Origin of the sequence: Morganella morganii H1r (assembly GCF_000633515.1) — a bacterium.
GTDB classification, from domain to species: domain Bacteria; phylum Pseudomonadota; class Gammaproteobacteria; order Enterobacterales; family Enterobacteriaceae; genus Morganella; species Morganella morganii_B.
Window position 1 is genome coordinate 92,624 of record NZ_AYMP01000015.1, and the last position, 12,387, is coordinate 105,010.

The following is a 12,387-nucleotide window of genomic DNA, read 5'->3' on the forward strand; positions in this document are numbered from 1 at the left end:
CTTATTTGAATTGCTTGAGGAAACGAAGGTCATTTTCGAAGAATGCGCGTAAATCGCTCACGCCATAGCGCAGCATAGTCAGGCGCTCCATCCCCATACCAAAGGCGAAGCCGGAGTAAATGTCCGGATCAATGCCGACATTGCGCAGCACATTCGGGTGTACCATCCCGCAACCCAGCACTTCCAGCCATTTACCGTTTTTACCCATCACATCCACTTCCGCTGACGGTTCAGTGAACGGGAAGTAGGACGGACGGAAACGCACCTGTACTTCTTCTTCGAAGAAATGATTCAGGAAATCATGCAGTGTGCCTTTAAGATTGGTGAAACTGATATCAGTATCCACAATCAGGCCTTCTGTCTGATGGAACATCGGGGTGTGAGTCTGATCGTAGTCATTACGGTAAACGCGGCCCGGCGCAATAATGCGGATTGGCGGCTGTTTATCTTTCATGGTACGGATTTGCACGCCGGAGGTCTGCGTACGCAGCAGGCGTTTGGCATCGAACCAGAAAGTATCGTGATCAGCACGGGCCGGATGGTGTGCAGGAATATTCAGTGCATCAAAGTTATGATAGTCGTCTTCAATTTCAGGGCCGGATTCCACCGAAAAACCCAGTTCGCCGAAAAAGGTTTCGATACGCTCAATGGTACGGGTGACCGGATGCAGACCGCCATTTTCCATGCGGCGTCCCGGCAGGGAGACATCAATCCGTTCTTCAGCCAGACGGGCATTGAGCGCCGCAGATTCCAGGGAATCTTTACGGGCATTCAGTGCGGTCTGAACCTCTTGTTTGGCTTCGTTAATCACTGCACCCGCAGCAGGACGATCTTCCGGCGGCAGATCCCGCAGCGATTGCATCTGTAAGGTTAAATGCCCTTTTTTACCCAGGTATTCAACACGTACCGATTCCAGCGCTGCAACATCCTTTGCCTCTTCGACGGCTGCTTTTGCCTCAGCAACCAGTTCAGCGAGATGTGGCATGTTTTCCTATTCCTCTGACCCTGTGGTCTTCAATTATGACAACGGCGCTGCCGGACGTCATTATCTTCCCGTTCCGGCAAACCCCTGAAACAAAAAAGCCTCCATTCAGGAGGCTTACGGCGTTACTTTTCGTTTCTTTTTTACGCGCAAAGCCCCCTGAGTTCAGGCGCTAAAGTAAAAAAAGAAGCGGAAAGAAACGATATTATTCATTTTCTCAACTATTTATCAGTTAACCGGATGTGTTTTGCCATAGTACGCGAAAAACATGCGGATATACAATGACAAATTATTCATTCAGCAGATTTTTTTTGCCGGACAGCAAAAGAGGGAGCAAGCTCCCTCTTCTGTCTGAACAATTACGCCAGAGCGCCTTTTGCTTTTTCGACCAGCGCAGTAAATGCGGCTTTATCGAATACAGCGATATCGGCTAAGATCTTACGATCGATTTCGATGGATGCCTTTTTCAGACCGTTGATAAAACGGCTGTAAGACAGACCATTCTGACGAGCTGCTGCGTTGATACGTGCAATCCACAGCTGACGGAACTGACGCTTACGCTGACGGCGGTCACGGTAAGCATACTGGCCAGCTTTGATTACTGCCTGGAAGGCAACACGATAAACGCGCGAACGGGCACCGTAGTAACCTTTCGCTTGTTTCAGAATTTTTTTGTGACGTGCGCGAGCAATGACACCACGTTTTACACGAGCCATACTAATCTCCTAAAGTCGTAAACTTTGCTAAAAAACTTGCTTATGCGTATGGCAGGCAAGCGACAACTAAACCCAGATCCCCTTTGGAGACCATACCTTTCGGACGTAAATGACGTTTACGCTTAGTTGATTTTTTAGTCAGGATATGACGGAGGTTAGCGTGCTTACGTTTGAAACCACCTTTAGCGGTTTTTTTGAAACGCTTAGCTGCACCACGTACAGTTTTAATCTTTGGCATTTTTATTTCCACTTCGCATTGTTAAACAACGAATTAACCCGGCGAATAAAAGCCGGGGTTGCCCCCGGTGTTTATTACTTGGATTGCCGGACTATTTCTTCTTAGGAGCGAGCACCATGATCATCTGGCGACCTTCGATCTTCGACGGGAAGGATTCGACGGAAGCTAATTCACTCAGATCGTCTTTGATGCGGTTAAGCACTTCAATACCAATCTGCTGGTGCGCCATTTCACGACCACGGAACCGCAGTGTGATTTTGGCTTTATCGCCATCTTCAAGAAAACGAACCAGGTTGCGTAGTTTGACCTGATAGTCGCCTTCATCTGTGCCAGGACGGAATTTGATTTCCTTGACCTGAATAACTTTTTGTTTCTTCTTCTGCTCTTTAGCCGATTTGCTTTTCTCGTAGAGGAATTTGCCGTAATCCATGATACGGCAAACGGGCGGTTCGGCATTAGGGCTGATTTCAACTAAATCAACCCCGGCTTCCTCGGCTTTCTCAAGAGCTTCTTTCAGGCTGACAACACCAAGCTGCTCGCCTTCAAGACCAGTTAAACGAACTTCATTGACACGGATTTCCGTATTGATACGGTTCGGACGTGCTGTTTGAATTCTTTTTCCGCCTTTAATACCTTATTCCTCCGGTTGTTCTTCAAGTCTGCGACTGCGAATTTCTTCAAGCAGTGCGTCTTTAAATTCGCTCACGTTTATGCTGCCAAGATCGTTACCGCGGCGGGTACGAACAGACACTTCGCCTGTTTCCATCTCTTTATCACCGCAGACCAGCATATACGGAACACGTCGTAACGTGTGTTCACGAATTTTAAAGCCAATCTTCTCATTTCTCAAGTCTGCTTTTGCACGAATGCCGGCATCCTGCAGTTCTTTGACGACTTCCCGGACATAATCGGCCTGAGAATCAGTGATGTTCATCACCACTACCTGGTTAGGCGCTAACCATGTCGGGAAGAAACCGGCAGTTTCTTCAGTCAGGATACCAATGAAGCGCTCCATCGAGCCTAAGATCGCACGGTGAATCATCACCGGGGTCACACGTTCATTGTTTTCGGCAACATAAGTTGCCCCCAGACGAGCCGGCAGAGAGAAATCGAGCTGCACTGTACCACATTGCCATGCACGATCCAAACAATCATACAAAGTAAATTCAATTTTCGGCCCGTAGAAGGCACCTTCGCCCGGCAGATATTCGAATTCAATGTTGTTTTCTTTCAGGGCACTTGCCAGATCAGCTTCGGCTTTGTCCCACTGGACATCAGAACCGATGCGTTTTTCCGGACGGGTGGACAGTTTAACCACAATCTTTTTAAAGCCGAAAGTGGAGTACATGTCATAGACCATGCGGATACAGGAACTGACTTCGTCCATTACCTGCTCTTCTGTACAGAAGATGTGCGCATCATCCTGCGTAAAGCCGCGGACACGCATCAGACCGTGCAGTGCACCGGAAGATTCGTTACGGTGACAGCTGCCGAACTCCGCCATACGCAGCGGCAGATCACGGTAAGAACGCAGACCCTGGTTGAAGATCTGAATGTGACCCGGACAGTTCATCGGCTTAATGCAGTATTCACGGTTCTCGGAAGACGTTGTGAACATGTGCTCTTTGTAGTTTTCCCAGTGTCCTGTTTTTTCCCACAGAACGCGGTCCATCATAAACGGACCTTTCACTTCCTGGTAATCATACTCTTTCAGTTTCACACGGACGAACACTTCCAGCTCACGGAAAATTGTCCAGCCGTCGTTATGCCAGAACGCCATACCGGGCGCTTCTTCCTGCATATGATACAGGTCAAGCTGCTTACCGATTTTACGGTGGTCACGTTTTGCGGCTTCTTCCAGGCGCTGCAGATAAGCGGCTAACTGCTTCTTATCGCCCCACGCGGTGCCGTAAATACGTTGCAGCATTTTGTTTTCGCTGTTGCCGCGCCAGTAGGCACCGGCCACTTTCTGCAATTTGAAGTTATGGCAGAAGCGCATGTTCGGTACGTGCGGACCACGGCACATATCGACATATTCTTCATGGAAATACAGTGCAGGATGCTCATCCTGACCGATATTTTCGTCCAGAATTTCAACCTTGTAATCTTCACCGCGGGAAACGAACATCTCGCGGGCCTCGCCCCATGTGACGCGCTTTTTCACCACGTCATAATCTTTTTTGGCGAGTTCCATCATCCGCTGTTCGAGTTTCTCGAGGTCTTCCTGGGTCAGTGACTCATCAAGATCAACGTCATAATAGAAACCGTTATCGATTACCGGACCAATCGCCATGCGGGTGTCCGGCCATAATTGTTTAATGGCATGACCTAACAGGTGAGCACAGGAGTGGCGGATAATTTCCAGTCCTTCCTCGTCTTTGGCGGTGATAATGGCTAAATTTGCATCGTGCTCAATCATGTCGCAGGCATCAGCCAGCGTACCGTTGACACGACCCGCGATACAGGCTTTCGCCAGACCGGCACCGATATCATTCGCAACATCAAGGACAGAAACAGGATGGTTAAACTGGCGCTGACTGCCGTCAGGAAGAGTAATTACAGGCATTTTTAAATCCTTATCTACAGTGGTGACCCATACGTAAGATCACATATAGAAATCTCATTTATTTGATTTTCAGTACGTTACCGGCAATTTCTTGCGTACATTGCAAGCCGGGTCACACCAGCGGATCATAATCTGCCGGGCGCCCTTGCCGGAACTCAAAATCCATACTAGCACAGCAAATAAGGATTAATAGATTTATGTGACCAGGTATCTGAAAAAGTGTGCCGTGTCACAAAGAATGCAGAAATTATGAACATTTTCTTTTTAAAACAGTGTCTGCGGCGGATTTTAAATCATTTTTTGTACTGTCAGAATCCGCCGCAGGCCGTTCTCAGGGAAGAACCGGATTGTCTTCCGGTAATGAATCAAATGATTTCAGTTCATTTTTAAAATCCACCACATTTCTCTGGCCGGCACATTCCGTATCCCGCAGCCAGTCACAATGATTATCCAGCTTAGCTTCTTTAATACCCATCCACTGACTCAGCAGCGGCAGCATCGATAATCCGCTGCGGAAATGTGTTATACGGTTTTGTGACTGTGCATCAAACGCCGTAATAAAAAACGGCACCTGAAAATTTTGTTTCATGCTGTCGCCGTGTGTCAGATTGGTATTCTCCGTGCCCTTATCCGTAAACAGCAGACCGTGGTCAGAGAAGTAAGCCATTGTCCAGCGCTGATGCTCCTGCCCTGCCATCCCGGCAATATCGGACAGTAATTTATCGGTGTTCTCAATACTTTTGATATAACAGGAAATATTACGGGAACCGATGAATTTATCGAAATTTTCAGTCAGCCTTCCGCATGGCTGCGGATGAGAGCCGATTAAATGCACCACAATCAGTTTTTTACCGTTCTTCTCTGCCAGTGCATCGCGGACGAACGGCAGCAGCATTTCATCCGGCCCGCCTTTATCCGAGCGGTTCGGGGCGAGAAAATGATAAAACCCGGCTTTTTTCCCCATAATACCGACAGGGGAATCATAAATACCTTTCATATGCTGATTTGAAATCCAGTATGTATGAAAACCGGCTTTATTGGCCAGCGTCACCAGATTATCACTCAGGTTTGTCACCTTCCCTTCACGGACAGCAAGTGCATTTGTCAGAGACAGCGTGGTAGAGCCGGATGCAGAAATATAGTTATCGAAAAACAGGCCGTTGCGGCTGCTCATCCACGGCGTATTCGGGTGTAATTCAAAACCGAACGCATGCATAAAGTCTTTGCGGACACTTTCACCGATAACAAGAATATAGGTGTCATAACCGGTTTCTGTCACTTGCGGGTTCCAGTGGTCACTGGTTTCAATCACTTTCGCATAACGCAGGTTGTCTTTGCGGATTTCCGCATAGCTTTCATAACTGTCACGGAAAAAACGAATTTCCGGCAGACCGGAACGAAATACCGAGACAACCCCCTCAGATTTTCCCTGAATATAATCTTTTGAGGATGACCAGAATGCGGTAATAAAAAAGACGGTAAACAGTGCAATACGCTGATGACGTTTTTTCAGTGGTTTCATCAGCAACGCGCAGCCTGCAAATACCAGCAGTCCGGCAAGATACAGATAGGTTTTGAACGGCAGTCCGGCAATATATTCCAGTGATTCACCATTATCCGTATACATCAGTGAACCAACCGCATTCACATCAGGATAACCGTAATTAATCCCCACCGCCCCGTAGATAAGGCCCGAAAGTAAATATATCGTCAGCAGCAGAATATACAGCACTCTGCTGAACGACAGGCAGAATGTAAGCAGTGCCGCCGCACTGAGAACATAAATAAACTTATATTCATAACCAAAACTTAAATGCAGAACCGACAGAAACAGAAAAAGCCCGGCTGTCGCAATAAAAATTCTTAACATACGTGTTGTCATCATACCCGGTAATTTTAATTATCAGAACAGAAAAAGTCCCGCATTATAACGGGACTTTCCTCCGGGGACGACCGCTTTGTAACAATCCCGGGCCTCAATCATTCATACTACTGAACTATCAGGTAAAACATTGATACAATTTATCATTCTTAATTCACCAATTGTAAAATGTTGTCCGTTATACTCCAACCGTAGTAGAGATAAGTGAACTTTTGGTATTTCTCATTGCCCTGATACTGAATCAGGGCTTTTTTTTATTTTTCCGCACAACACGCAATTCCCCGCACTCCCTCATTCTTTTCTTCGCTATTAATGATACAGGTCGTATGCTTTTTATACACAGGGAACGGGCGTGCCATATAAATAAAAAGGCCAGACAGATTTTTTACAGCGGGACAAGTCCGCTGCAGATTCACACTGCAGCGCAGTATCTGCAACGGAGAAGCGCTCAGGAAGGGAAAATCAGAAGGTCAGTCTGCCATCGCCAGTGCACGGTATGCATTTTTGACTTTCCACAGATAACGGGGAGCCTGTGACGCAGGATGTTTACTCTGCACATGCTCATAAAACTCATCGGCTGACAATGCGTTAATTTTTTCAATCGCCAGGGCGCGATTGTTATCAAACGTACGCAGTAATGCGCCGGCACCATTGACATAAGAGACGATCGTAGCGTAATTGAGGGTTTGCGGATCGGTAATACCTGCCAGATGCTGGTCTCGGATAATCCGGATATAGGTGGTACCGATGTCGATATTGGTTTGCGGATCCAGCAGTTCGCGGGTGCTCGGTTCGCCGTTGCGGCCTTTCACACGGTAGGCATCGCGCCCGGCGGTTGAAGCTTTAATCTGCATCAGGCCCACCGCGTTGGATGTGCTGATCACATCCGGCCGGTAAGAGGATTCCACCTCAATAATGGCGCGGATCAGTGTTTCATCGACTTCATAACGGTTGGATGCCTGGCGGATAAACTGATCAAACGGCGTGGCCGGATAGACCCCGCTGCCCTTTACCGGATAGGCGGAATAATCACTGATACCGGACGATGGCGGCGTTATCCAGCCACCGGAACCGGTACGGGACTGTTTGCTGCTTCCTGAGCAGCCCGCCAACAATAATGCTAACGCAATCACACTAACGGTTTTTTTCACTCTGTTACCCTTCATCCGGCTTTCTGACGAAGCTAAGAATACTGAAAACACACATAAACCAAAAGGAGTTTACTTAACTTTTACATTTTATGTGATTCATAGCATAGTGTGAATTGATCGTACTGAATGTTATAACAATATTACGGAAGTGCTTGACAACAATAAATGATATTGATAATCATTATCAATAACGATATCCTTAGTAATTGTCACACTTTAACCAGGCAGGCTGATAATATGAACAAAAAACAAAATACCTTTTCCCTTCCGTCCCTGACACAGATATTCCGCCACGCTGTGCTGCTGCTTACCCTGTGCGCGGTCAGCGGATATTCCGCGGCGGCAGAGAAAAAATTCAAGGTTGTTACCACGTTCACTATCATTCAGGATATGGCGCAGAATGTGGCCGGTGACGCCGCTGTTGTGGAATCCATCACCAAACCGGGTGCTGAAATCCATGACTATCAGCCAACCCCGAAAGATATTATGCGGGCGCAGGATGCAGATCTGATCCTGTGGAACGGTCTGAACCTGGAACGCTGGTTTGAGCGCTTCTTTGAAAATTTACAGGATGTCCCGGCGGTTGTCATTACAGAAGGTATTACCCCTAACTCTATCCGCGGCGGCGCATATAACGGTAACCCGAACCCGCATGCCTGGATGTCCCCGACCAATGCGCTGATGTACATCGAAAATATCCGGGCTGCGCTGGTCAAACATGATCCTGCGAATGCGGAAACCTACAATAAAAATGCGGCTGAGTATGCAGCGAAGATAAAAGCACTTGATGCCCCGCTCCGTGCCCGTCTGGCCAACATCCCGGAAAACCAGCGCTGGCTGGCAACCAGTGAAGGTGCATTCAGTTATCTGGCCAATGATTACGGTTTTCAGGAAGTGTATCTGTGGCCGATTAACGCAGAAGAGCAAGGTACCCCGCAACAGGTTCGCCACATGATTGATACTGTCCGTGAATATAAAATTCCGGTCGTCTTCAGCGAAAGCACCATTTCTGATAAACCGGCTAAACAGGTCGCCAAAGAAACCGGCGCAGAGTACGGTGGTGTACTGTATGTGGATTCCCTGTCTGCCGCTGACGGCCCTGTTCCGACCTATATTGATTTGCTCAATACCACTGTAGATACTATCGCCAAAGGATTTCATCAATGAGTGATCAATTCAGCAAACCACAGCTGGTTGTTGATAACGCCACTGTCACTTATAACAATGGCCATACCGCAATTTTTGATGCCAGTTTCCGCATAGAGGGCGGCTCTATCTGTGCCCTCGTCGGTATTAACGGCAGCGGTAAATCCACCCTGTTTAAAACCATTATGGGGCTGGTCACACCGACACAGGGCCGGGTGACACTGAATGATGAACCGGTGCGTGCCGCGCTGAAAAAGAATGTGATTGCCTATGTCCCGCAGACAGAAGAAGTGGACTGGAACTTTCCGGTTCTGGTCTCTGATGTGGTGATGATGGGTCGTTACGGGAAAATGGGCTTTCTGCGTATTCCCGGTAAAGAGGACAAAAAAGCTGTCGCCGATGCCCTGGAGCGTGTCGGTCTTACCGGGCTGGGCCACCGCCAGATAGGCGAGCTTTCCGGCGGCCAGAAAAAGCGCGTGTTTCTGGCCCGCGCCCTGGCACAGAACGGCAAAGTATTGCTGCTGGATGAGCCGTTTACCGGTGTGGATGTCAAAACAGAGAATGCCATTATCGATTTACTGCGTTCACTGCGCGAAGAGGGACATCTGGTGCTGGTCTCCACCCATAACCTCGGCAGTGTACCGGAATTCTGTGATCATGTGATCCTGATAAACCGTACGGTGCTCGACAGCGGCCCGACTGCCACCACATTTACACAGAAAAACCTGGAAAAAACCTTCGGTGGTGTGCTGCGTCATATCAATCTGTCCGGGCCGGATCTGCATGACGACGATGACCCGCGTTCACTGACCGTTATTACGGATGACGAACGCGCCGCTGTCTTCTACGGCCATCAGGATAATCTGACGGTAAAAACCGGCAGTAAGGACGAGCAGCCATGACAGAGCTGTTACTCCAGCCGTTTGAATACAACTATATGGTGAAAGCCATCTGGGTGAGCGGCATTGTCGGTGCCGTGTGTGCATTTTTGTCCGCTTACCTGATGCTCAAGGGCTGGTCACTGATGGGGGATGCCCTCTCCCACTCCGTAGTTCCCGGTGTGGCAGGGGCTTACGCTCTCGGCTTCCCCTACTCTGTCGGTGCGTTTTTCACCGGGATGCTGGCGGCCCTTTCCATGACCTTTGTCCGTCATCTGACACGGTTGCGGGAAGATGCGGTGATCGGATTTATATTTTCCACTTTCTTTGCCGCCGGTCTGCTGATCGTTTCCCTGAATCCGACCTCGGTAAATGTGCAGACCATTATTATGGGGAATATCCTCGGGATTGCCGATGAAGACATGCTGCAGGTGGAAATTATTATTGCGGTTTCTTTCCTCGTGCTGATGTTTATCTGGAAAGATCTGCTGGTGGTATTCTTTGATGAAACCCATGCCCGCTCTATCGGCCTGAACCCGCTGGCGCTGAAAATTATTTTCTTTACCCTGCTCAGTGCCTGTACTGTCGCGGCACTCCAGACAGTCGGGGCGATTCTGGTCATTGCGATGGTTATTACCCCGGGAGCCACCGCCTATCTGCTGACCGATCAGTTTAAAAAGCTGCTGATTATCGCCGTTATTTTAGGGGCGGTCACCAGCAGTGCCGGTGCCTACATCAGTTATTTCCTGAACGGTGCGACCGGCGGCATGATTGTGACCTTACAGACTATTGTTTTCCTGATTGCCTTCTTCTTCGCACCAAAACACGGCATGCTCTCCGCCCGCCGCCGTGCCCGCCGTGAATCAGCAAAACTGCGTCAGGAGGCAAACTCATGAGTGATTTTCTGACCTCTCTGTTTATTGATCCGTTTGCCTTTCCGTTTATGCAGCGGGCTATGTTTGCCGCTATTCTGACCGGCGCGGTCTGTGCCGTTCTTTCCTGCTTTCTGGTACTCAAAGGCTGGTCGCTGATGGGGGATGCGATTTCCCATGCTGTCCTGCCGGGTATTGTGCTGGCTTTCGTGATGGGCATTCCGCTGATTATCGGGGCGTTTGTATCGGGGCTTTTCTGTGCTTTTGCCACCGGTTACCTGAAAGAACACAGCCGGATCAAAGAAGATACCGTCATGGGAATTGTGTTCTCCGGTATGTTTGCCCTCGGCCTGGTGCTGTTTACCCGCATTGATACCGAACAACACCTGACCCACATTCTGTTCGGCAACATCCTCGGGATCACTCAGGCTGAGCTGCGTCAGACCCTGATTATCGCGGGGCTGACCATGGTGGTACTGATGGTGAAATACAAAGATTTCATGCTGTACTGCTTTGATCCCAACCAGGCCCGGGTTATCGGTCTGCCGGTCCGCATGCTGCACTACGGGCTGTTATCACTGCTGGCACTGACTATCGTCGCCTCACTCCAGGCTGTCGGGATCATTCTGGTGATCGCTATGCTTATTTCGCCGGGTATCATCGCTTTCCTGCTGTGCCGCAGTTTCGGCAAAATGATTCTGGTGGCGATTCTGGTCTCTGTCAGCTCCAGCTATATCGGCACTGTCGTCAGCTTCCATATCGACGGCGCCACCGGTGCCTGTATTGTGCTGGTACAGGCACTCTATTTTGTGCTGGCACTGATTTATAACCAGCTGCGGTTATCTGCCCTCAAACGCCGCAGACAGATTGTCTGACCTTCCGCATCACGGGGGATATTCAGTCACCGGGATATCCCCCGCTTCAGGACTCTTCCGAAACAGCCATCCGTTTTTGTCCTTTTCTGTCTTTCCCTGCGCTTACTGTGTAATTTGTGTGAGATATCCGCTTTTTTCTTTTATTTTCCGGCGGTAAGATAGACTAACTGATAGACGGCTTAGTGAGGTGGCTCATGTGGCAGGCAGCAGGACGTATACTCAGTGAACATTTCGGCGAACACTCGTTCTCTGACAAGAAACAACTCGATGGCGGTGAAATCCACCGTTCCCGGAGTGCCCGTTACGGCGATCATCCGGTTTTTATCAAATATAACCGGCGTGACATGTTGCAGGTATTCAAAACCGAGGCAGAGCAGCTTGATGCTCTCAGCCGCAGCCATACACTGACAACCCCCGCCGTTTATGGTGTCGGGTCGACAAAAGAGTTCAGCTTCCTGATTATGGAATATCTGCCGCTGAAGCCTTTTGATTCCCATTCCGCCTATATGTTCGGGCAACAGCTGGCGCGTCTGCACCAGTGGCATGAGCAACCCCGTTACGGCTTCGATGACGATAACCTGCTCGGCACCAATCCTCAGCCGAATGCCTGGGATAAAAAATGGGCTTCGTTCTTTGCTGAAAAACGCATCGGCTGGCAGTTACAGCTGGCAAAAGAGAAAGGTATCATTTTCGGTGATATTGACAGCATTATCCGGCGTGTACAGCAAAAACTGTCTGACCATCAGCCGCAGCCCTCTTTGCTGCACGGTGACCTGTGGCCGTCAAACTGTGCGGCGGTGGCTGACGGCGGCACTGTCGCATTTGATCCGGCGTGTTACTGGGGAGATCGCGAGTGTGACCTGGCGATGCTCTCTTTTTTCCCTGAACTGCCGATGCAAATCCTCGACGGCTATCAGCAGGTCTGGCCGCTGGACAGTGGTTTCTTAGAGCGCCAGCCGCTGTATCAGCTCTATTACCAGCTTCACCGCAGCCATTTGTTTGGTGATCGTTATTATCAGAGCGCACAGGCGATTATTGACGATATTCTCGCCGGTTAATCCCTGTTTTGCCGATAAAAAAA

12 protein-coding genes and 1 other annotated feature are annotated in these 12,387 nt (G+C 49.1%); of the genes, 5 read left to right on the forward strand and 7 right to left on the reverse strand.

Features of this window, described 5'->3' with window-relative positions:
• Position 1 precedes the first annotated feature (1 nt).
• From pheS to U868_RS0109205, 7 genes are all read right to left on the reverse strand, one after another.
• On the reverse strand, positions 2-985 hold the full coding sequence (gene pheS / locus U868_RS0109180) for a phenylalanine--tRNA ligase subunit alpha (RefSeq protein WP_025153030.1): 984 nt from the start codon (positions 983-985) through the stop codon (positions 2-4).
• A gap of 88 nt (positions 986-1,073) precedes the next feature.
• Positions 1,074-1,199 (reverse strand) — a sequence feature (Phe leader region).
• Positions 1,200-1,341: 142 nt separating this feature from the next.
• Entirely contained in the window at positions 1,342-1,698 is a 357-nt protein-coding gene (gene rplT / locus U868_RS0109185; protein ID WP_004235362.1) for a 50S ribosomal protein L20, read from the reverse strand.
• A 40-nt stretch (positions 1,699-1,738) separates the two neighbouring features.
• Positions 1,739-1,936, reverse strand: coding sequence for a 50S ribosomal protein L35 (gene rpmI, locus U868_RS24515; RefSeq protein ID WP_004235358.1), 198 nt, complete (start codon positions 1,934-1,936; stop codon positions 1,739-1,741).
• Positions 1,937-2,027: 91 nt separating this feature from the next.
• A complete protein-coding gene (infC, locus tag U868_RS24520; RefSeq protein ID WP_071997701.1) occupies positions 2,028-2,567 on the reverse strand; it encodes a translation initiation factor IF-3 in 540 nt (179 codons plus the stop codon).
• Positions 2,568-2,570: 3 nt separating this feature from the next.
• On the reverse strand, positions 2,571-4,502 hold the full coding sequence (gene thrS, locus U868_RS0109195) for a threonine--tRNA ligase (protein WP_025153031.1): 1,932 nt from the start codon (positions 4,500-4,502) through the stop codon (positions 2,571-2,573).
• A gap of 331 nt (positions 4,503-4,833) precedes the next feature.
• Positions 4,834-6,372 carry a phosphoethanolamine transferase gene (locus tag U868_RS0109200; RefSeq protein WP_029990943.1) on the reverse strand — a complete coding sequence of 513 codons (1,539 nt, stop codon included), beginning with the start codon at positions 6,370-6,372 and terminating at the stop codon, positions 4,834-4,836.
• Between the two features lie 482 nt (positions 6,373-6,854).
• Positions 6,855-7,535, reverse strand: coding sequence for a transglycosylase SLT domain-containing protein (locus tag U868_RS0109205; protein ID WP_025153033.1), 681 nt, complete (start codon positions 7,533-7,535; stop codon positions 6,855-6,857).
• A gap of 237 nt (positions 7,536-7,772) precedes the next feature.
• On the opposite strand from U868_RS0109205, the gene U868_RS0109210 reads away from it, so the two are divergent.
• The 5 genes from U868_RS0109210 (at position 7,773) to U868_RS0109230 (ending at position 12,364) form a co-directional block, all read left to right on the forward strand.
• A complete protein-coding gene (locus U868_RS0109210; RefSeq protein ID WP_025153034.1) occupies positions 7,773-8,702 on the forward strand; it encodes a metal ABC transporter substrate-binding protein in 930 nt (309 codons plus the stop codon).
• Entirely contained in the window at positions 8,699-9,583 is an 885-nt protein-coding gene (locus U868_RS0109215) for a manganese/iron ABC transporter ATP-binding protein (RefSeq protein WP_025153035.1), read from the forward strand. Before U868_RS0109210 ends, U868_RS0109215 begins: the two co-directional genes overlap by 4 nt.
• Entirely contained in the window at positions 9,580-10,455 is an 876-nt protein-coding gene (locus tag U868_RS0109220; RefSeq protein ID WP_025153036.1) for a metal ABC transporter permease, read from the forward strand. The genes U868_RS0109215 and U868_RS0109220 overlap by 4 nt, the downstream gene beginning before the upstream one ends.
• The gene (locus tag U868_RS0109225) at positions 10,452-11,306 is read left to right on the forward strand and encodes a metal ABC transporter permease (RefSeq protein ID WP_025153037.1); all 855 of its coding nucleotides are present in this window, start codon (positions 10,452-10,454) and stop codon (positions 11,304-11,306) included. Before U868_RS0109220 ends, U868_RS0109225 begins: the two co-directional genes overlap by 4 nt.
• Before the next feature lie 194 nt (positions 11,307-11,500).
• Positions 11,501-12,364 (forward strand): fructosamine kinase family protein, encoded by an 864-nt coding sequence (locus U868_RS0109230; protein ID WP_025153038.1) that lies wholly within the window; start codon positions 11,501-11,503, stop codon positions 12,362-12,364.
• Positions 12,365-12,387 lie beyond the last annotated feature (23 nt).